Here is a 21,604-nt window from a genome sequence, read left to right as displayed (position 1 = left end):
CCGGGCCGGCCGGTCGGGAGGGGCAGGCGTCGGCACCGAGCCGCCCGGTGGCCCGTTCAGAGACCCGTTCGGTGGCTCGGCCTGCGGAGCGTCCGCGGTGGGTGCGGTGGCTGCGCGCGCTCGCACTGGCCCTCGGCGTGATCACCGTCGTGGCTTCACCCTGGTGGGGGCCACCGGCGCTTTCGCGGCTGGATTTTTTCCACGTGCGGCGCGTCGAGTTCGAAGGGGTGCGGTATGCGCGCGCCGGTGAGCTGGTCGCTCTGTTGGCGGTGGACACCCTGCAGTCGGTGTGGCAACCGCTGGAACCACTCGCCGAGCGTGTGGCCACCCACGCGCTGGTGACCACGGCCGAAGTGACGCGCCGGTTGCCGTCCACCCTGGTGGTGCGTGTGGTGGAACGGGAGCCGGTCGCACTCGTGCAGACCAAGGGGCGCCTGCAACCCACCGACGGCAGCGGCCATGCGCTGCCCATCGATCCATCGCGTGTGCCGCTCGACATCCCCATCGCCGCCAGCCCCGATAGCGCACTCATGCGGGCGTTGGAAGGACTGCGCCAGTCGGCCGCGTCGCTGTATGCGCGAGTCACGTCCGCGGCACGCGCCGGCCAGAACGAACTGCAGTTCATGCTGGGAGATGTCACGATCCGGACCACTCCCGACGTGACCGCAGCGCGCTTCAAGGACATATTACCAGTAGAAGCAGATCTCGCGCGGAACGGCCTGCGCGCGGTGGAACTCGATCTGCGTTTTCGTGACCAGGTGATCGCCCGACAGCCATGACAGCAGACCCCATCGTCGTAGCCCTCGATATTGGCACCGCGCACACCACGGCCCTCGTGGCGGCGGTGCACGGCGATCTGCCCCGGGCACCACGTCTGAAAATCCTGGGACTGGGGCATACGCGCACGATGGGACTCCGGCGCGGTGTGGTCTCGGACATCGAGGAGGCCACCCGGTCCATCCGGGCGGCGGTCGAGGAGGCCGTGCGGGTCGCGGGTGTCGTGCCCGATGCGATGTACGTGGGCATCGCCGGTGAGCACGTGCGGGCCATGGGCTCGAGCGGCGTCGTGGCCATCAGTGGCGACGAGATCACGCGCGCGGACGTGGACCGTGTGAACGATGTCGCGCGGGCCATGGCCATTCCGCAGGACCGCGAACTCCTGCACGCCATTCCGCAGGAATACCGGGTCGACAAGGCCGAAGGGATCCGCGATCCGGTCGGTATGATCGGGACGCGCCTGGAAACCGAGATGTACCTGGTGACCATCGGCAGTTCGCCGGCGATGAACCTGCGCAAAGCGATCGAGCGGGCTGGATACAAGACCCGCGAGTTGGTGCTCGAATCGCTGGCCAGTGCGCTCTCGGTGCTCACCGACGAAGAGAAGGAGTTGGGAGTGGTGCTCGTCGAACTCGGCGCCGGCACCACCGATCTCGCCATCTTCCACGAAGGCAAGATCCGGCATCTGGGTACCATCGCATACGGTGGGAACAACGTCACCAGCGATCTCGTGCAGGGGCTCGGCATCACGCAGAACGACGCCGAACAGTTGAAGGAAGTGTACGGCTGCGCCTACGAGCCGCTGGTCGATCCGGAACAGGTCATCGCCATGCCGGCGTCGGGTTCCCATGGCGAGCGTCATATTTCCCGTGAGCTGATGACGCACATCATCCATCAGCGCATGGACGAGATCTTCGACAAGGTGCAGCGCGAAATCCGGAGTGCCGGCTACACCGGGAAGCTCAATGGCGGCATCGTACTCACCGGCGGCGGCGCGTCACTGGAAGGCATCACCGAACTCGCGGTCGATGTCTTCGGACTCGGGGTGCGCGTGGGTGTGCCCGGCGGCAAGCTCGATGGACTCGTGGAGTCGGTATCCGATCCGCGCTTCGCCACGGTGACCGGTCTCGCGTTGTACGGCGCGCATCGTCTGGCGCAGAGCGGCAGCGCGGTGACACGCCGCACCGGTCTCGGGGGCGGCGGTGTGGACAAGCTGGCCAACCGCGTGAAGACCTGGCTGCAGGATTTCTTCTGATACGTTCCGTCTTCGCTTGGCCGGACGTTTCAGGAGACTTCGCGATACTCGACGGGATTTCACGAAACTCTGACACACGCTGACGGAACATCCACGTTCCGCGCGCGTTCTTCACGCGACGCGCACATCCCATCGCTGTTCCAACGGGCGCCTTTTGCAGACCATGCGAGGGCGCCCGTGACGCATCGGTCACGGGGCATCTCCTCCACTCAGGAGCCCCGTGTCCCTTCTGCATCGGAAGTCCATCGCCGAGCTCACGGCCGAAGCCGACCGTGGTCTGTTGCGTCGCTCGCTCGGTCCACTCGATCTCACGGCGCTCGGCATCGGGTCCATCGTCGGCACCGGCATCTTCGTGTTCACCGGCGTCGCGGCCTCGCAGCACGCCGGGCCGGCGCTGGTGCTGTCCATGGTGCTTTCGGCCGTGGCCTGTGCGCTGGCGGGACTCTGCTACGCCGAGTTCGCGGCCATGGTGCCCGTGGCCGGCAGCGCATACACGTACGCCTATGCCACCGTCGGTGAACTCTTCGCCTGGGTGATCGGCTGGGATCTCGTGCTGGAGTATGCGCTGAGCACGGCCACGGTGGCCGTGGGGTGGTCAGGATATCTGGCGAGTTTCACGCGGGATCTCGGGATGCCGGTGCCACCGGTGCTCACGGCGTCGCCGGGAACCATCGTGCCCGATGGACTGGGCGGGACCACGGTGGCGCTGTTCAATGCACCGGCGGCGCTGATCGTGATGGCTGTCGCTGCGTTGCTCATTCGTGGTGTGCGCCAGTCTGCCGGGGTGAACACGGCGCTCGTCCTGCTCAAGTGCACGGTGCTGGTGATTTTCATCGGCGTGGGCGCGGGGTATGTGCAACGCGCCAATCTCACGCCGTTCATTCCGCCCAACACGGGACACTTCGGGGAGTTCGGTCTCAGCGGTGTGTTGCGTGGGGCTGGTGTGATGTTCTTCGCGTACATCGGCTTCGATTCGGTGTCCACAGCCGCGCAGGAAGCCAAGAATCCGCAGCGGGACATGCCACTGGGGATGCTCGGATCGCTGGCCATCTGCACGGTGCTCTACATCGGTGTGGCCATCGTGCTCACCGGTATCGTGCCGTATGCGCGACTCAATGTGGCCGATCCGCTGGCCGTGGGCATCGACGCCACGGACGCCCGCTGGCTCAGCCCGTTCATCAAGGTGAGTGCGTTGTTCGGTCTCTTCAGCACGATGCTGGTGAACATGCTCGGACAGACGCGCATCTTCTACAGCATGAGCCGCGACGCGCTGCTGCCGCCGCTCTTCGCGCGGGTGCACCCGAAGTTCCGCACGCCACATCTGAGCACGTCGCTCACCGCCTGTGTGGTGGCCCTGGTGGCGGGACTCACGCCCATCAGCAAGCTCGGAGAACTCACCAGCATCGGCACGCTGCTGGCGTTCACGCTCGTGTCGCTCGGCGTGATCGTGTTGCGCCGGACGGCACCGGACGTGCCGCGACCGTTCCGCACACCGTGGGTACCCTGGGTGCCGATGGGAGCGATGGCCACCTGTCTGTTGCAGATGGTGAGTCTGCCCTTCGAGACGTGGGTACGTCTCGTGGTGTGGCTGGCGCTGGGATTCGTGGTGTATTTCGCCTACAGCCGGCAGCGCGCGGCGGGTGCGCGTCGGCAACAACGCGCCGACGCGAGCGGACTCACCGCGCCAGTCGATATCCCGTCTTCCGCACCGTGAGCAACCAGCGGGGCTCCGACGGATCGACTTCGAGTTTCCGTCGGAGTTCCGCCATATGCGTGTCCACCGTGCGACTCACCACCGAGTCGTCGTAGCCCCACACTTCACGCAGCAGGTCTTCACGCGATGCGATCGCGCCTTCGCGACGCGCCAGGGCCACGAGCAGATCGTATTCACGTGGGCGGAGTGTCACGGGCGCACCATTCTGCGTCACCGCGCGTGTGGTGGTGTCGATGATCACCGCCCCGAACCGGAACGTGAGCGGGAGTGCGGCTGCGGGCGTCGGACGACTCCGGCGCAACAGCGCCTCGACACGCGCGAGGAACTCCATCAGTCCGAACGGCTTCGTCACGTAGTCGTCGGCGCCGAACCGGAATCCCCGCACTTTGTCGGCCTCATCGCCGAGCGCCGTTAGAATGAGCACGGGTGTCTCCACGCCCTGTTCACGCAACTCGCGCAACACCCGAAAACCATCGATGTCGGGAAGCATGAGATCGAGCACCACGAGGGCAAACGTGCGGTCGTGAGCCAGATGGAGTCCTTCGCCTCCGGTACTGGCCACTTCCACCTGATAGCCTTCGAATTCGAGATTGCTGCGCACACCCGCCGCCAGCAGCGCATTGTCCTCGATCACGAGAATGCGGGTGACGCCACAGGGATTGGCGGACGATGGCGACATCGCGGATGTCGTCATGCCGGTTCCTGATGCAGGGCGGGCAGTCCCACGATGAATCGCGCGCCGCGTCCACTCGCGTCGACGGGCTCGCAGCGGACATCTCCTCCCATGGCTTCGGTGAGTGCCCGCACGATCATGAGACCGAGGCCCGCTCCGCCGCCCTGTCCACCACGGGGCATGGGCTGCGCATCGGTCGGGAGCGCGGCACGCCGGAACGGGTCGCGTCCGATGTCCCGCTCGAACGCATGCCAGATGCGTTCCCGGTCTTGCGGCGGAATGCCGGGACCTTCGTCTTCCACGATGAGACGCACCTGCACACCGTCATCCTCCACGCGTGCTGTCACGTGTTGCGCGGGAGGGCCGTGTTTCACCGCATTGTCCAGCAGATTGAGCAACACCTGACGCACCGCGTCGGCGTCGGCCAGTGCCACGGCCGCGGCGTTCGACTCCACGGCAATGGACACCTGCGACGTCTGGGCCAGTGGCGCAAACTGCGCCGCGGTTTCGACGACGAGAGCACTCACGTGCACGGGCTCCTGTCGCAACTGCGGTGCCCCCTGCTCGAGACGGGTGAACCGGAGGACATTGTCCACCAGTCGCATGAGACGGCGGGTTTCCTGCACGATGGCGCCGAGGGCGAGCGCGCGATCGCCGCTCGTGCGTGCACGACCCAGTTGCAGCGTCTCGGCAAAAAGCAGGATCTGCGCCAGTGGGGTGCGCAGTTCGTGGGAGACGGTGGACGCAAATGCGGACCGCTGGTGAGACGCCGCGTGTTCCCGCAGGAGGCGCCAGAGCAGCACGCCCGTGAGGGCGGTAGTCACGGCGAGCAGCGCCACCACGATGGCCAGGAGCACCGGGGGGATACGCGCGTCGTTGCGGGCCCGCACCGCGATCAGCGCCGGCGCTCCGTCCACCAGAGTCGACACCTCCACCAGCGCCGGTGCCAGTACCGGGTGCGCGCGGACGAGCTCCACGGCGAGCCCCGCGCTGTCCACGAGGCGCGCCAGTTCGGGCGAGGCGTGAAACGCCGCGGAGAGGGCGGGGGTGAGGGGCTCCCCGGGTGGAGCGGTGCTTTGCTGGGTGCCGCCCTGCGGGGTGCCGGCTTGGGCGGTGGCGCCGCGGGCAGGTGTATCCGGCGTCGCGATGCGTGTGGCGAGTTGTGTGGCCACCAGGTGGGCCATTTCGCGCTGCAGGCGCGCCGTCGCCTCGCGCTGCGCCCTCGCCACGCCGAAGCAGGCCAGGACGAGCCACACCAGCAGGCCGACCACGAGCGTGATCAGCACCGTGAAGTCGGCCGCGGGGGAACGGGTCGGTTGGGCTCTCGGAACCAGCATGATCTCTCCGCACAGGTCGGCCCATTCGGGCCCTGCTGCAATTAGCACCGCCTCGTTGCCCGGCCGGGAGGCCGGAATGTCCGGAAACCGTCAAAACTGCCGTCGACCCGTGGTCGGGCAGCCTTGCCGAACGGCTCATCCCCGTGCTGCGTAAGCGTGGTAGTTTGCCATCTTCCCGATTCCCGGACCCGACCCTTCGGAGTTGCTCAGTGATGCACGCTGGCCCCCGGCCTTCCCACGGTCACCCCATGCGACGAACCGCCCGACGCCTGTTGACGGCGCTCGCCCTCGCTCCGGCCTTCCTGCCGGGACACCTGTCCGCGCAGCAGTCCTCGCTCGACACGCGTGATCCCAACCAGAAGCAGGACGAGACCTACGCCAAGAACTACCTCGAGTGGCTCGCCACGCCCCGCCACGGCAGTCCGCTGGTGGATCACCTGCCGGTCGTGCCGGGGGTGCCCACGCCGCGTGATGTCCTGGGCTATCACATCGGCGCCCCGCGTCAGCTCACCTACTACGCCGATCAGCTCAAGTACTATCGGGCGCTCGCGGCCGCGTCGCCGCGTGTGAAGATCGAAACCATCGGCACCTCCGACGAAGGCCGCGAACTCGTGGTCGTCTGGATCTCGTCGGAAGCCAACATGGCGAAGCTCGAGCAGAACCGGAAAAATCTGGCGAAGATCGCCGATCCCCGCGGCATGAGCGAAGCGCAGGTGAAGACGCTGCTTTCGCAGACCAAGCCGCACTATCACCTCATGGGTGGTCTGCATTCGGGGGAGACCGGCCCGTCGGAAACGCTGATGGAGCTGGCGTACCGTCTCGCGGTCGAGACGTCGCCGATCATCAACCAGATCCGCGATCAGCTCTACGTGTCCATCACGCCGGCGGCCGACGCCGACGGACGTGACCGCAATGTGGACTGGTTCTTCCGCGGTCTCGAAGCCCAGCAGGCCAACACCACGCCGCAGGCGCCGAGTGCGTCGGCGCCGGGCGATACCACGCGCCGTCCGGCCGCGCCGCCGCAGGGTGGTCCGGGGGCCGGTGGCGCCGTGCCGTACTGGGGCAAGTACGTGTATCACGACAACAATCGCGACATCAACATCAAGCTGGTGCAGATGCGCGCGATCATCGATTGGTACTTCACCGCGTATCCGCCCATCATGCACGATCTGCATGAAGCGATGCCGCTGATGTACACGTACACGGGCGGTCCGCCGCAGAATCCCAACCTCGATCCCATTCTCTTCGCCGAACTGCCGTGGTTCGGCAACTGGGAAATGGCGCAGATGACGAAGTGGGGGATGCCCGGCGTCTACACGCACGCATTCATGGACGGCTGGTCGCCCGGCTACCTCGGCTCGGTGGCGTACAATCACAACGGCCTCATGAAGATGTACGAGACGCAGTCGGGCCGTGATCTCGACAGCACCGCCATGGCCAAGGCGCGCGCCGGTCAGGAAGTGAGCGCGGGTGGTGGCCCGGGTGGCTTCGGCGGAGGCCGCGGTGGTCCGATCCCCACCGGCAAGGGTGGTGGACAGGATCGTGAATGGTATCGCGGCAATCCGATCGGCTTCAACGATCTCGCGACATTCACGCGTCGTGCGAACGCCAACTACATGCAGTCGGGCGTGCTCTCCGCCCTGCAGCTCGCCAGCATGTTCCCGCAGACGGTGCTCGAGAACTTCTACATCAAGACGAAGAACAGCATCGACGAGGGCAGCACCAAGGCCCCCTACGCGTTCGTGCTGCCGTTGCAGAAGGACATGACGCGCGTGGCCGAGATGGTCAACCTGCTGCGCATCCAGCGCATCGAGATCGGTCAGGCCACGCAGCCGGTGAAGGTCGGCAACGTGACGTATCCCGCGGGTTCGTACATCATCAAGCGCAACCAGCCGTACGGCCGTCTGGCCAAGAACCTGCTCGAGAAGCAGGACTATCCCGACGCGCGGCTGAACACGTACGACGACAGCGGCTGGTCGATGGGCTTCGCGATGGGCGTGGACGTGGTCGAAGTGGCCGACAAGTCCATCCTCGACGCACCGGTCACGCCGGTGGACAAGGTCGTGCTCAAGGGAACGCTCAAGGGCGCGTCGGGTTCGAGCATCGCCGTCGCGCACCTCGGCTCGAACAACATGGTCACGTTCCGCTATCTGCTGCGCAATGTGCCCATGAAGGTGGCGCAGCAGAGTTTTGCCGCCGGTGACACCACGTATCCCGCCGGTTCGTTCATCATCGACGCGAAGCACGCCTCGGCGGTGCGCCGTCTGGTGGATTCGCTCGGACTCACCGCGACCATGCTGCCCAGCGCGCCGTCGGTGACGATGCACGATGCCGATGTGCCGCGCATCGCGATCTACACGCAGTGGACGGGAACCCAGACGCTGGGCTGGTACCGTCTCACGTTCGACGAGTTCAAGATCCCGTACGATCTGATCTACAAGGAACGCGTGGTGCAGGGCAATCTGCGTCGCGACTACGACGTGATCCTGATCGCCGAGCAGAATCTGTCGCGGCAGACGGTCATGCAGGCCCCGGCCGCACGGCCGGTGCCGTACCAGCAGAGTGCCAAGTACAAGTTCCTGGGTGTGTACGGATCGTCGCCCGACATCACCGGCGGTTTCGGTCAGAAGGGCGTGGATGCGTTCCAGGCCTTCCTCGAAGGCGGTGGCACGCTGATCGCGGTGGGTGAATCGGCGCGTCTGCCCATCGAATTCGGTTGGGCGGGAACGGTGGACAAGACGCCGGTGCCGGGTCTCACGGCGCAGCGTCCGCTGGTGGAAGCCGAGATCACGCGCCCCGAGCATCCCGTGTTCTACGGCTTCGGCAAGACGACCATCCCCGTGAAGTACGTGGGCGGCACACCGTTCAAGGTGGGCATCGCGAACGAGAACAACGTGCTGGCCCGCTACGTCGGTGGCGAGAAGTCGGTGATCTCCGGTCTGATGACCGGCGCCGATTCGCTCAAGGCGCGGCCGTTCGCCGTGGACGTGCCCAATGCCGTGAAGGGCAAGGGACGCGTGATCATGTTCGCGAACAATCCGGTGTACCGCTGGCAGAACCACGGCGAGTTCGGGATGATCTTCAACAGCATCATCAACTGGAACGACGCGGGTGGGGCGAAGGAACAGAAGCCGACGCAGCCGATCGTACCGTAAGGGTTCCGGGTAGCGCGTAACAGATTCGGGGGGGAACAGCCGGGTGGTGAGTACCGGGTCACGTGACACGCGACCCACGACTCGAGACCCGGTTGTTCTCCCCCGAACCCGTTACGGGTGACCCGAAACCACCTGCCAATGCGCGCCCCATCGGGACGGATTGCATGTTCCGTGGTGCGCGTGGTTCCGAGTTAAATTCGAGCGTTATGGGACCGACCGGATACCGGGCCACCCTCGCGGGTCTGATGACAATGGTATTGGCGACGGGCGCCGTGTGTGCTCCACAGCGCGCGGCCGCGCAGACATTGTCCGGCACCGTGACCACTGTCGACGGGGGACGCGCCGCCGGGCCATCGGTGTTGGTGGTGCTCGATGAACAGCAGATCGAGCGGGCACGCGTGGTGGTGAACGCGGGCAGCCGTTTCGCGGTGCCACTGCCGGCGGGGCGCTATCGGCTGCGTGTCTTGCGCGTGGGATTCGCGCCCTTCGATGCCGGGTCGATCACGCTCCCCGAGGCCGGCACCACCGTGTCGATCCGATGGCAGGGCGTGCCGGTGGCACTGCCCCAGGTCATCACCCGCGAACGGCAGAACTGCGATCTCACACGCGCACAGGGCGCCACACTGGCCGTGGTCTGGGAGCAGATCGGCACGGCACTCGGCGTCACGAACGACGCACCAGCCACGCCGCGGGAATTCGAACGCTACGCCTTCGTGCGCCGTCTCGATGCGGATGGGCGCGTGGTGCGGGGCATCACGCAGCAACGCACACGTGGCACGTCCATCAACAGCTATCGCGCGTGGGACGCCGACAGTCTGGCGCTGCATGGATATCTGCACGAAGACGAAACGGGCAGCACATTCTACGCGCCCACGGCCAGCACCCTGATCTCCCCGTCGTTTCTGCGCACCCACTGTTTCGAGCTCGTCGATCGGCCCGATGGCAATCGTGATCGACTGATCGTGCGGTTCGAACCGGCGTCTCCACGCGACCGTGTGGTGGACATTGCCGGCAGCTTCTGGGTGGACCGTCGCACCGCGCGTCTCGACAGTGTGCAGTTCCGCTATGTCGGACTGCCGGCGTTCGTCTCCGAAACCCAGGCCCGGGGTAGTGTGCATTTCGCGCAATTGTCCGATGGAAGTTGGTTCATTCCGCAGTGGACGCTGCGCATGCCGCGGATCGGGGCCCGGGAACGTCGCAGCAGCGACAATCTGCGGCGTACCACGTTTGCTCTCGAAGAACGGGCGGTTGCCGAAGTGCAGGAGGAGGGCGGAGTGGTGCTGGCCGCGGAGACACCCGGTACACCGCCCTATCACGCCGTGCTGCCCACGCTGCGCATGCGATTCGATCGCCGCGCCGAATGGTTTTCCGCGGCCCGTGTGTCGGTGAAGGGCACGGATATCGATACGCCCATCGACAGCGCGGGCCGCACGGTGATTCCGGTGCCGCAGGGGCGGTATGATGTCGTGCTCCGTTTCCCCTTTGGTCGTGCCGAGGGGGCAGGAGACATCGTGCCCTGGGCGTTGGCCACCGCCGTCGCGACCCGTACCGATACCGGCGACGACCGGTTGCGCACGCCTACGGGTGACCAGCTGCTGAAGCACCTCTGCGGCGCCGAACCGGCCCGCCTGCGTCAGGCGGCCGTCTGGGGCATCGTGACGGACTCGCTGGGCAAGCCCATTCCGGGCGCCGCAGTCTCGGCCAAGTGGGTGAGCAGTGTCCGGCTGCCCACCACCAAACGCGGCGACCGACTCTCGGCCACCACTCACGAGGCGCAATCGGTCACGGGTCCGACGGGACACTTCATCCTCTGCGGTGTCCCGCGGGCACAGTTCGTGGTAGAAGCGGTGGCCGGGGACCCGCGCGAGCCCTGGGAGGGGGTGACGAGGCCGGTACTCGACGACGACAGTCGTTTCGAGGCCGCCGGCCGCGTGGTGGTGAAGCCGCGGCTGGCGGGGAAGTGAAGAATCGAAGGGCAGAAGGCAGCGGGGAAACAACGAAGAGTCGAGCCCTCAGCTATTGCACTGCTCCCTGGACACTCCCTCCTGCTCCCTCTTGATACAAAAGCGGGACCGCGCCGCAGGCGCGGTCCCGCCGTCCGCTTCCACCGTGTCACAATATCAAGAGAGAGCCGGAAGGAGCCTCCAGGAAGCAGTTCAATAGGCGTTTCCGGCCCATTGGCAGGATCCTCGCTCTGGGATCTCACATCCTCGCGCCGGCCGGCTCAAATGTGGATAACGCGGAGCGTTCGCGGAGCGGACTGTGACGTCACAAGTGTAAAGGAATCCACGGGTTGCGGGATTCCGTCGAAAGTGTATTCTAGGGGAGTAACGGCATCAGTTCCGGTTTGATCCACATTTGCACATCGGTCGGGAGCGCGGACCGCCAATGCCGGCGGTGCTCGCGGCACTCGACTACCAGCGTTTCCGTACCGCCCGGGAGCGTTGCGACTTTCACCCCGTGCCGCCAAAGCCCCGTATGGAGCTCCCCCGGATGACCTTCGAGTTCGAAGAGAGCGCTTCCCAGAACGCCCGCATGAAAGTGGTGGGTGTGGGAGGCGGCGGCGGTAACGCCGTGAACCGCATGATCGAGGAGCACCTCGAGGGTGTGGAGTTCATCTCGGTGAACACCGATGCGCAGGCGCTGATGAACTCCAAGGCCGATGTGAAGATCCAGATCGGCAAGAAGCTCACGCGCGGCCTCGGGGCCGGTGCGCGGCCGGAGATCGGACGCCAGGCCATCGAAGAGAATCGCGAGGACACCAAGCGTGTCCTGGGCAACGCCGACCTCGTGTTCGTCACCTGCGGCATGGGTGGTGGCACCGGGACCGGCGCCGCGCCGGTCATCTGCCAGCTCGCCCGCGAAGCCGGCGCGCTCACCGTCGGCATCGTGACCCGCCCCTTCCTGTTCGAAGGCCGCAAGCGCATGCGGCAGGCGGAAGAGGGCATCGCCGAGATGCGCAAGCACGTGGACACGATGATCATCGTGCCCAACGAGCGGCTGCTGGCGGTGGTGGGCAAGGGCATCCCGTTCCACGAAGCCCTCAAGAAGGCCGACGAAGTGCTGCTGCACGCCACGCAGGGCATCTCGGTGCTCATCTCCGAGACCGGCCTCGTGAACGTCGACTTCGCCGACGTGCGCACCGTCATGCAGAACGGGGGCTCGGCGCTCATGGGCACCGGCATCGGCCGCGGGGAGAACCGGGCCAGCGAAGCCGCGCAGCAGGCCATCGCCTCGCCGCTGCTGGACAACGTATCGGTGTCGGGCGCCACGGGCGTGCTGGTCAACATCACCGGCGGCGAGGACCTCACGCTGGGTGAAGTGCACCAGATCAATGACATCGTGCACGATGCCGTGGGTGACGAAGCCGAAATCATCTTCGGTGCGGTGCACGAGCCGGCCATGATGGGCGAGATCCGGGTGACGGTCATCGCCACCGGGTTCGACCGGATCGTCCAGGGTGGACATGTCGCCGGTCACGGGTCGTCCCAGAGCACATTTGCCCCTTCCGCTGGCGCGCCATCGGCCGCATCTTCTCATGCTGCGGCTGCCCACAAGGCGCCGTCGGTGCTCCCCTTCCCGGCCCGCGAACGACCCACGGTCCGGCCTCCGGTGCAGCCGCCGGCGCGTCCCGCCTGGGAGGGGGCCGCACCCCGCCCGCCACGGGTTCAGCCGCCAGCCGCATCGTCCAGCGCTGAACTCGACGACATGGAAATCCCGACGTTCATACGGAGACAGATGGATTGACCGTCACGCGTACGCTGCTCGTTGCCGCTGGGTGTCTGGGGATCGGAGCGGCGGTCATCGCGCTGGGACGTCCCGTCGTCGAAGAGCGCCCCGCTGCTGAAGTGCTGGCCGCGGGGCCTCGTGTCTCCTCCCGGTGGCGCACCATGGTCGACACGGTGCGCAAGGGCGAGGCGCTCTCGGTCGCGTTGCAACGCGCCGGTGTCTCGCCCGATGAAGCTGCGCAGGCCCTGCAGGCCGCTTCGGCCATCGATTCCCGCCGCATCCGTGCGGGCACCCAGATCACGACGCGGGTGGAGCCCGATTCGGGCACGTCGGAGATCATCTTCCAGCTGGCCATCGATCGCATCGTCCGGCTGACGCGTGCGGAGCCTGGTTCCCGGGCCTGGGTCGAGAAAGAAGAATTGCTCCCCTGGCAGACCGATACGGTCGTCGTGGGCGGTGTGGTCAATGCCACGCTCACCGAAGCCATTGCCGCCGGTGCCGAAGCCTTCCCCGAGCGCGTGCGTGTGGAGCTGGCGTACGCGCTGGCCGACATCCTCGAATATCGCGTCGATCTGAGCCGCGATCTCAAGAAGGGCGATTCGGTGCGTGTGCTCGTGGAGCGGCAGGTGGCTCCCAATGGACTGGTGCGGCCCGGCAACATCATTGCCGCACGTCTCAAGGTGGATGGCCGCTCGGTCGAGACCATGCGATTCGCGCAGGGCACGCGAGTGTCCTACTTCGATGGCGAAGGAAAGTCCATGCGCGCGGCCTTCCTGCGCGCCCCACTGGCCTTCCGGCGCATCTCCAGCGTGTTCGGACAGCGGCGGCATCCCATTCTCGGCATCATGCGCGGGCATCAGGGCACGGACTACGCGGCTGCCGCCGGTACGCCGGTGCGGGCGCTCGGCGATGGCCGCGTGGTCTTTGTCGGCTGGAAGGGCGGATATGGACGCGTCATCGAGATCCGGCACACCAACGGGTACGTGACGCGTTATGGGCATCTCCAAGGGTTTGCCAGTGGGATCAAGGCCGGTGTGTCCGTGCCCATTTCACGCACCATCGGATATGTCGGCGCCTCCGGCCTCGCCACCGGCCCGCATCTGCACTTCGAAGTGCTGGTGGGCGGACAGCATCGTGATCCGCGGGTGGCTCTGCGCAATGTGACCGGCGAGCCGCTGGCCGCTGCGCAGCGGGCGGAGTTTGCCGCCCTCAAGGCGCGTCTGTTCGCGCAACTCGACGCGGCGATCCCCAGCATCGCCGTCCGGAGCGATGGAGCGCGCATCACTGGCGATTGAGTAGGATTGAGTAGCGCGCCACGCGATGTTCCAACAGACTTCGTAATTCATCGGATGGGGCGGGAGCGACGTTCAACTCCCGCCCCATCCCCTTTTATCCGACCGCTCTCCTCGTGAGCTTACCTGCGTGATTCGCTGGGTCATCGCCATCGCCTTGGGTCTTCTGACCGCGTGGCTCGCCTATGGGCGGGGCCGCGGTGTCGGAGCGGGTTCGTCATCGCGCACGAGCGCATGGGGACTCGCGGTCCTGCGCATGCTGGCGGTGACCATCGTGGCCGCGTTGATGCTCGGGGCACCGTCGGGACGCGCGCGTCCCTTGCCACCACTGCTGGCCATCGATGCCTCGGCGTCGTGGCGACGGGCCGTGGGTGACGAGAGCACGGCCGTGCGAGGATGGCGTCAGCGACTCGTCGACAGCGTGATGCCGACCGTTGGTGCCGACGCGCCGCTCGTGCTGGTCGGCGACTCACTGCGCGACGGGACACGCGACGATCTCACGCACTGGGTGCCCGGCGATATGGCATCGCGTGTGCGTCCCGCCGTCGACCGCGCGGCATCGATGGGACGGGCGCTCGTGCTGGTCACCGATGGTGAACTCGATGATGCGGACGTACTGACGGAAGCGCCGGCCGGTTCGCGCGTGGTGACCATGGCCGATGTGGCAGGCAGCGCGGCGCGACGCGACGTCGCGATGGCGGATCTGTCGGTGCCGGCGTCGGCCACGGCGGCAGATACGATATCGGTGTCGGCGACGTTGGTGGCCGGTGGTACGGCCACGCCCGATGGCACCATGGCCGTGCTGCTCGATGGCGCCGAAGTCGCGACCGTACCGGTGCCCGCGCTGGCGCCGTATGCCAGCACGCGCGTCACGGCGGGGGTGACGATGCCTCGCGGTGCCCGCATCGTGTTGTTGCAATCGGTGGTGCGTGTGGCCGCTGACGCCGAACCGCGCAACGATACGCTCACCGTGGCCATCGATGTGGGTGACCGCCCCACGGCGGTGTTCGTGTCCACCTCGCCCGACCTCGATGTGCGCGAGGTGCTCACAGTGTTGCGCGGTGCCTTGGACGTGCCGACGCGTGCGTATCTGCGGGTCGCTCCCAACGTGTGGCGCGTGGAAGGCACGTTGGCGCCCATCAGTGAAGCGGAGGTGCGGGCGCGCGCCGCCGCCGCGGGCATGCTCATTCTGCACGGCGACACCAGTTGGATGTCCCCACGTGCGGCCCCCGGCGTCTCGACGGGATCGGCGACGGTGACGTCGGCGGCGGCGCGCGCCCTGTGGGTGCCAGCGCCACCGACGCTGGTCGCGCGCGCGGGTGAACTCACGCGCACGGCCGAGTGGTATGTGGCCGGCGCCCCGGCGTCGCCGCTCATGTCGGCGCTGGTGGCATTGCCGTTCGACTCCCTGCCACCGATCACACTGGCCGGGCCGGCCACTGGCGCGAATGCCGCGGCGAATGCCGGTACATCGAGCGGCACCGTCGACGCCGTGCTCACGGCCCGCCTGGGCAAGCGTGGCGATCCGGTCGCTGCCATTGCCGCCCGTGAGGAGCGCGGTACCCGGGCAGTGATCATCTCCGGCTCGGGCTATGCCGGATGGGCGCTGCGGGGCGGGCGTCCGAAAGAGGCCTTCACGGCGCTGTGGGGAGCCATCTTCGACTGGGTCGCCGCCGGCCGTGGAGACGCGAGGGCTGCACGACCGGTGGCCGGTCTCGTACGCGCCGGTGACCCCGTGTCGTGGCGACGGGGTGGGGCGGACACGCTGGTGGCAGCCACGATTTCCCGTCGGGTCGCAGGCAGTCCCTCTGCCGCGCGCGCGCGTGATTCCATCACACTGGCGTTTGCGTCGCGCAGCTTCGAAACCACGTCGTCCACCTTGCCGCCCGGGGTGTACGATGTGGAGACGCGTGGCGGCCCAAGCGTGCTCGTGGTGAACGCCTCGCGCGAATGGGTGCCGCGTGCGCCGGCCGTCACCGCGGGGCCTGCTTCGCGCACCGCATCCGCGTCCGATGCCCCCCGCCTCGTCGATTCGGGCTGGCCGTTCGTGCTGGCGCTGTTGCTGTTGTGCGCCGAGTGGATCGGGCGTCGTGTGACGGGCCAGCGGTGAGCTGAACCGCAGTCGTGGGTTCGGGGTTGTGGGTTTGGGGAGAAACAGCCGGGTCACGAGTCCCGGGTCCCGCAACCCGGTTGTTCACCCCACGACCCCAAACCTGAAACTCCAAACTCTCTCCCGTGTCTCGCCTTTTTCGCCGCAAGGATGACGTTCCCAAACGTTCGCTCTGGCAACGTGTCAAAGATCTGGTCCGCACCGATGTCACGGTATTGTTCAAAGGCGTCGACGAGGGCTCGCTCGAAGCGCTCGAAACGCTGCTGATCGAATCCGATTTTGGCGTGCCGACGTCGCTGGCGCTCGTGGCCGAGGTGGAACGTCGGCACAAGCGCGGCGAGGTGAAGACGGAGGCGGAATTCCGTCAGGCGCTGGCTGACGGGGTGGCCAATGCGTTGCGCACCGGCAATGCCGATCCGCGGATGGCCGTGGCCCCCTCGGGGCCGACGGTGCTGCTGGTCATCGGTGTGAATGGTGCGGGCAAGACCACCTTCATCGGCAAACTGGCGGCGCAGTATCGCGCGCAGGGCAAGCGGGTGCTGGTGGGAGCGGCCGATACGTTCCGCGCCGGCGCGATCGATCAGTTGCGGGTGTGGGCCGAACGCGCCGGTGCGGAGTTCGTGGGCGGACTGCCCGGATCGGATCCCGCCTCGGTGGCGTTCGATGCCGTGGATGCCGGCATCGCGCGCAATGTCGATCTCATCATCGTCGACACGGCGGGACGTCTGCACACAAGTGACGATCTGATGACGGAGCTGCGCAAGATTCATCGGGTCATCGGCAAGCGCATGCCGTCGGCACCGCATGAGATTCTGCTGGTGCTGGACGGCACGATCGGGCAGAACGCGCTGTCACAGGCCCGCACGTTCTCCAAGGCCGTGCCGGTGACCGGCGTGGTGGTCACCAAACTCGATGGCACGGCCAAGGGCGGAATCGTCGTGGCGGTGCACGAAGCACTCGATGTGCCGATCAAGTTCGTCGGCGTGGGCGAGCAGGTGGGGGATCTCGAACCGTTCGACGCCGACGTGTACGCGCAGGAACTGGTCGAGGCCTGATCTCCGGAGTCACCGTGGGGGAGTCGTCATCGCGCAACAGCGCATCGCGCAACACCACATCGCGTGCTCCCCGCCTGACACTCGACACGCCGGTCACGTACCTCAAAGGTGTCGGGCCGGCGCGTGCGCTCATGCTCGCGCGGCTGGGCATCTCGGTGGCGGGCGATCTGCTGCGTCATGTGCCGCATCGGTACGAAGACGCGACCACCGTCACGCCCATCGACGATGCCGCCATCGGTGCCGATGTCACCGTGCTGGGCCAGGTCATCGCCAAGGGCGTCCTGCCCACCCGCAAGGGGCTGCGTGTTTTTCAGGCCGTCATCCAGGATGCGTCGGGGATGATCGAGATTGCCTGGCCCGGGCAACCGTTCCTCGATCGCACCATCGACAAGGGCGACTGGCTGTTGTGCACCGGACCCGTGCGTTTCTTTCACGGCCGGCGATTGCAACCGCGGGAGTATGTGAACCTCGGTCCGGAAGAGGAGGGAACGACCGGTGGGCGGGTGCTCGCGGTGTATCCCACCACCGAAGGGTTGTCGGTGCGGATGCTGCGGGCGCTGGTGCAGCAGCATCTGGATGCACTGCTGACGCAGGTGCAGGAGCCGTTACCGGCATCGCTGCTGGCCGCGGCCGACGTTCCACCGCTGCGGGAAGCGCTACGCATGGTGCATCGTCCGTCGTCGGTGGCGGAAGCCGTGCGCGGACGCGCCCGTCTGGCGTTCGAAGAGCTGTTGTGTGTGCAATTGCTGCATCGTCGGGCCAATCAACTCGCGCGGCAGGCGCGCACGGGACGCGCGATGCGGAGCCGGCGTACACTCACCACGGCGCTGCGCAAACAGCTGCCGTATGCACTCACGGGTGCGCAGGTGCGCGCCATCCGCGAGATCGTGGCCGACATGGGCAGCAACTGGCGCATGCATCGTCTGCTGCAGGGCGATGTCGGTGCCGGCAAGACGGTGGTGGCGCTGTTCGCGGCGCTCGTGGCCATGGAAAACGGCGCGCAGGTGGCACTGATGGCGCCTACCGAACTGCTCGCCGAGCAGCACGCGCGCAGCATCGGCGCGCTGCTCGCACCCATGGGCATCACGCCGGTGCTGCTCACCGGACGTCTGTCGGCGGCCGAACGTCGTGCGGCGCTCGCGGTCATCGCCGGCACCGAACCCGCGCTCGTCATCGGCACGCACGCGTTGCTGCAGTCGGATGTGCAGTTCGGAAACCTCGGCCTCTCCATCATCGACGAGCAACATCGCTTCGGGGTGGAGCAGCGTGCCGTACTCGGCGACAAGGGTGCGGCCACCGATGTGCTGCTCATGAGCGCGACGCCCATTCCCCGCTCGCTCGCGCTCACGTTGCACGGCGATCTCGACGTCAGCATGCTCGATGAACGGCCACCCGGCCGACAGCCGGTCACCACGGTGGTGCGCCGCGAAAGCGCGCGGGAGAAGGTCTTCGCGTTTGCGGCCGGTGAACTCGATGCCGGCCGGCAGTTGTACGTGGTGTACCCGCTCATCGAAACGAGCGAGAAGATCGATCTCAAGGCAGCCACTACGATGTTCGAGACGCTCACGGCCGGTCCGCTGGCGGGCCGACGGGTGGCGTTGCTGCACGGCCGCATTCCGGCCGAGGAGCGCGACGGGATCATGCGTCGGTTTCGCGATGGCGATCTCGACGCGCTGGTGTCCACCACCGTCATCGAGGTGGGCATCGATGTGCCCAATGCCAGTGTGATGATCATCGAACACCCGGAGCGTTTTGGACTGTCGCAACTGCACCAGTTGCGCGGGCGCGTGGGGCGGGGGCAGGCGCGCTCCTGGTGCATTCTGCTGGGCGACGTCGGCGCCGAAGCGGCGGAGCGCCTGGAGCTGTTTGCGTCCACGGAAGACGGGTTTGCCATCGCCCGTGCCGATCTGGCGCTGCGGGGCATGGGCGACCTGTTCGGCGCCCGTCAGCACGGGGACCCGGCGTTCCGGGTGGCTGACCTGCTTCGCGACGAGGCCTTGAACGACACCGCCCGTGCGCTGGCCGATGAACTCCTGGCAACCGACCCCGAACTGGAACGGCCGGCCCACCAAGGGCTGCGGCATCTGCTCACGGTGGGCTATGCCCGCGCGCTCGACCTGTTCCGGGTGGGGTGACGATCCTCACCGCGAGGGGAGGGGGCGGGAAGACCTTTTGTGCGGCCAGTCGTCCTTGTCGGGAAGCCAGCCATGGCGGACCCGGGTGCCGGGGGTGAAATTAGCGGGCTGCCTGCTTAGCCCGCTTCACCCCGTACTGCGGGGCTGCTGGCGTGCCAGTTGAGTCGTGCGATGTCGCTCGCTCACGGAACGACGAATTGCGCGATCTGAGGAGTTGTGTCAGGGGTTGTCCCAGGGCTTGTGTCGGTTCCGTCCGCGTTGAGAAAGCGATCGATCGTGGCAGCGTTGCTGACGTTTGTCGGGGCGCTGCTGCTTGGCATCGCGTTCGACCGATGGTATCGCGAATCGCTCATCGAGCGGGAACGGGAGCGCGTGCGCTCGTATGTCGCGCCGTATGCCGTCGCGATCGAAGGCGTGTTCAATCGCCATGTGGGGCGCCTCGCGGGGCTGGTGGCCTTCGTCGATGCCCAGCCGTCGGTGGAGGCCATGCGCACGGCATTCCCCACCATCGCCGAAGGATTGCGCACGGCGGCCACCGGTTTACGCGCGATCCAGCTCAATCGCGAAGGGCGCATCGTCGCCACCTATCCCGCGGCAGATTCCCTCCGCCTGCTCGGCTACGATCTGTTGAGCGATCCGCGCGCCGAGATTCGTGATGGCGTCCAGCGGGCGATGGACGCCGAACACATGATCATCACCGGGCCCATCGCACTGTTGCAAGGAGGGACCGGACTCATCCTGCGTCAGCGTGTGTCCAATGTGCGCGCCGGATTCCCCGATCTGGTGACGATGGTGCTCGACCTCGGTCCGGTGTTCGAAGAAGCGGACGGGGCGGCGGTGCCGGCCACGGTGCGCACCGTATTGCTCGATCGTCGGGGCCAGTCGATGCGGGGAGAGCCCGCGGACGTCAGTGAGCCCACCATGACCCCGGTGCGTATCGGTGACGGAGACTGGACCGTTCTCGCGTCGCCGGTCGGCGGGTGGGGCGAATCGGTCGAGGCGGATCTGCGTCCCACGCGCGCGGCCACCCTCGTCATCATCGTGTTGTTGACGTCACTCGCCTTCGGGGTGGTCGGCCGCGAGGAGACGCTGCGTGAAGCGGTGACGGGACGGACACGCGAGCTGGCGCGGGCCAACGACGATCTGCGCCGCGAAGGCGAAGAACGCCTGCAACTCGAGGAACGTCTGCTGCATTCGCAGAAGATGGAAGCCGTGGGCACCCTCGCCGGGGGGATCGCGCACGATTTCAACAATCTGCTCACGGCAATCGTCGGATTCGCGCAATTGTCCGAGCAGCAGGTGATGGGATTGCAGAACGCACTGGCCGGCTCCGCGGAGTCCCGCAGTCTGGTCGATCTGCGTCAGGATCTGACGGAGATTCTGAAGGCCGCCGACCGGGCGTCGTTGCTGACGGCGCAGTTGCTGGCGTTCAGCCGACGGCAGACGATCACCCCCTCTCGGGTGAACATGAACGGGATCGTCCACGACATTCAGCGCATGTTGCGCCGTCTCATCGGCGAGCAGGTGCTGCTGGTGACGGAAGCCACTCCGCAGCCGTTACCGGTCATGGCCGATGGTGGTCAACTGGCCCAGGTGGTGGTGAATCTCGTGGTCAACGCCCGGGATGCGCTCCCCAATGGCGGTACCATCCGGGTGACCACGACGGCGCTCGATACGGATACCGTGTCCGAGGGGCTCCTGGGTGGATTGCCGGCCGGGCAGTGGGTGTTGCTGTCGGTGGAAGACGATGGGATCGGGATGCCGGCCGACATCGTGGCCCGCATGTGGGAGCCGTTTTTCACGACCAAGCAACTGGGAGATGGGACGGGACTTGGCCTCAGCACGGTGTACGGCATCGTCACCCAGGCGGGTGGACATGTGTTCTGCGACAGCACCCCGGGGCGGGGCACGACCGTCACCGTCGCGCTGCCGCGGCTGGCGCATACGCCTGGTGATGTCGTGGAGGCGCCGCCCGTGACCGGCACGTCGGATGGCGAGGTCATTCTGGTCGTGGAAGACGAAGCGGGATTGCGCCGCCTCGTGTCGGAGATCCTTCGCCGCAAGGGCTATCAGGTGCAGGTCGCGCAGGATGGGGCGGACGCCCTCGAGCAGTTGGCGGCGGGATTCACACCCGATCTCGTGCTCACCGATGTGGTGATGCCGCGCATGGGGGGCCGCGAACTTGCCGACGCGATCGTCGAACACGGCTGGCAATTTCCCGTGCTTTTCATGTCCGGCTATCAGGCCGGTGAGGAGCTGCCCGACGACGAGGAACACGCTTTCATCGGCAAGCCGTTCACGCCGGAGGCGCTGGTGTCGCGCGTGCGGAAGGTGCTCGTCACGCGCATCTGACGGGCGCGATATCCACGACA

13 protein-coding genes are annotated in these 21,604 nt (G+C 66.8%); 11 read left to right on the top strand and 2 right to left on the bottom strand.

Annotation, left to right across the window (positions count from 1 at the left end; translation table 11 throughout):
- The first annotated feature begins 47 nt into the window (after positions 1–47).
- The 3 genes from WG208_RS08330 (at position 48) to WG208_RS08320 (ending at position 3,746) form a co-directional block, all read left to right on the top strand.
- The gene (locus WG208_RS08330) at positions 48–779 is read left to right on the top strand and encodes an FtsQ-type POTRA domain-containing protein (RefSeq protein ID WP_337170874.1); all 732 of its coding nucleotides are present in this window, start codon (positions 48–50) and stop codon (positions 777–779) included.
- Entirely contained in the window at positions 776–2,032 is a 1,257-nt protein-coding gene (gene ftsA, locus WG208_RS08325) for a cell division protein FtsA (RefSeq protein WP_337170873.1), read from the top strand. The genes WG208_RS08330 and ftsA overlap by 4 nt, the downstream gene beginning before the upstream one ends.
- A gap of 220 nt (positions 2,033–2,252) precedes the next feature.
- Positions 2,253–3,746: an amino acid permease gene (locus WG208_RS08320; protein WP_337170872.1), complete on the top strand. Its 1,494-nt coding sequence runs from the start codon at positions 2,253–2,255 to the stop codon at positions 3,744–3,746.
- Here WG208_RS08320 and WG208_RS08315 read toward each other — a convergent pair.
- Together WG208_RS08315 and WG208_RS08310 are read right to left on the bottom strand one after the other, a co-directional pair.
- Positions 3,709–4,440 (bottom strand): response regulator transcription factor, encoded by a 732-nt coding sequence (locus WG208_RS08315; protein WP_337170871.1) that lies wholly within the window; start codon positions 4,438–4,440, stop codon positions 3,709–3,711. The two genes, WG208_RS08320 and WG208_RS08315, sit on opposite strands and share 38 nt — an antisense overlap.
- Positions 4,437–5,756: a HAMP domain-containing sensor histidine kinase gene (locus tag WG208_RS08310; protein WP_337170870.1), complete on the bottom strand. Its 1,320-nt coding sequence runs from the start codon at positions 5,754–5,756 to the stop codon at positions 4,437–4,439. The genes WG208_RS08315 and WG208_RS08310 overlap by 4 nt, the downstream gene beginning before the upstream one ends.
- Positions 5,757–6,004: 248 nt before the next feature.
- On the opposite strand from WG208_RS08310, the gene WG208_RS08305 reads away from it, so the two are divergent.
- The 8 genes from WG208_RS08305 (at position 6,005) to WG208_RS08270 (ending at position 21,584) form a co-directional block, all read left to right on the top strand.
- Positions 6,005–8,911 carry a M14 family zinc carboxypeptidase gene (locus WG208_RS08305; RefSeq protein WP_337170869.1) on the top strand — a complete coding sequence of 969 codons (2,907 nt, stop codon included), beginning with the start codon at positions 6,005–6,007 and terminating at the stop codon, positions 8,909–8,911.
- 245 nt (positions 8,912–9,156) lie between these two features.
- The gene (locus WG208_RS08300; RefSeq protein ID WP_337170868.1) at positions 9,157–10,875 is read left to right on the top strand and encodes a carboxypeptidase-like regulatory domain-containing protein; all 1,719 of its coding nucleotides are present in this window, start codon (positions 9,157–9,159) and stop codon (positions 10,873–10,875) included.
- A gap of 424 nt (positions 10,876–11,299) precedes the next feature.
- On the top strand, positions 11,300–12,658 hold the full coding sequence (gene ftsZ, locus WG208_RS08295) for a cell division protein FtsZ (RefSeq protein ID WP_337170867.1): 1,359 nt from the start codon (positions 11,300–11,302) through the stop codon (positions 12,656–12,658).
- Positions 12,655–13,935 (top strand): M23 family metallopeptidase, encoded by a 1,281-nt coding sequence (locus tag WG208_RS08290; protein ID WP_337170866.1) that lies wholly within the window; start codon positions 12,655–12,657, stop codon positions 13,933–13,935. Before ftsZ ends, WG208_RS08290 begins: the two co-directional genes overlap by 4 nt.
- Positions 13,936–14,062: 127 nt before the next feature.
- Complete coding sequence (locus tag WG208_RS08285; protein WP_337170865.1) at positions 14,063–16,042, top strand: 5'/3'-nucleotidase SurE; 1,980 nt, start codon at positions 14,063–14,065, stop codon at positions 16,040–16,042.
- A 125-nt stretch (positions 16,043–16,167) separates the two neighbouring features.
- Positions 16,168–17,097: a signal recognition particle-docking protein FtsY gene (ftsY, locus tag WG208_RS08280; protein ID WP_337170864.1), complete on the top strand. Its 930-nt coding sequence runs from the start codon at positions 16,168–16,170 to the stop codon at positions 17,095–17,097.
- Positions 17,098–17,111: 14 nt separating this feature from the next.
- A complete protein-coding gene (gene recG, locus WG208_RS08275; RefSeq protein ID WP_337170863.1) occupies positions 17,112–19,232 on the top strand; it encodes an ATP-dependent DNA helicase RecG in 2,121 nt (706 codons plus the stop codon).
- Between the two features lie 276 nt (positions 19,233–19,508).
- Positions 19,509–21,584, top strand: coding sequence for an ATP-binding protein (locus WG208_RS08270; protein ID WP_337170862.1), 2,076 nt, complete (start codon positions 19,509–19,511; stop codon positions 21,582–21,584).
- The last annotated feature ends 20 nt before the right edge of the window (positions 21,585–21,604 follow it).

Origin of the sequence: Gemmatimonas aurantiaca, from assembly GCF_037190085.1 — a bacterium.
Taxonomy (GTDB): domain Bacteria; phylum Gemmatimonadota; class Gemmatimonadetes; order Gemmatimonadales; family Gemmatimonadaceae; genus Gemmatimonas; species Gemmatimonas aurantiaca_A.
Note: the sequence above shows the minus strand (reverse complement) of the source record. Positions and strands in the feature narration are given on the sequence as shown.

Coding starts and splice junctions, on each gene's coding strand:
- ftsA (WP_337170873.1), top strand. CDS start 776: ATGACAGCAGACCCCATCGTCGTAGCCCTCGATATTGGCACCGCGCAC.
- WG208_RS08315 (WP_337170871.1), bottom strand. CDS start 4,440: ATGACGACATCCGCGATGTCGCCATCGTCCGCCAATCCCTGTGGCGTC.
- WG208_RS08310 (WP_337170870.1), bottom strand. CDS start 5,756: ATGCTGGTTCCGAGAGCCCAACCGACCCGTTCCCCCGCGGCCGACTTC.
- WG208_RS08305 (WP_337170869.1), top strand. CDS start 6,005: ATGCGACGAACCGCCCGACGCCTGTTGACGGCGCTCGCCCTCGCTCCG.
- WG208_RS08300 (WP_337170868.1), top strand. CDS start 9,157: ATGACAATGGTATTGGCGACGGGCGCCGTGTGTGCTCCACAGCGCGCG.
- ftsZ (WP_337170867.1), top strand. CDS start 11,300: ATGCCGGCGGTGCTCGCGGCACTCGACTACCAGCGTTTCCGTACCGCC.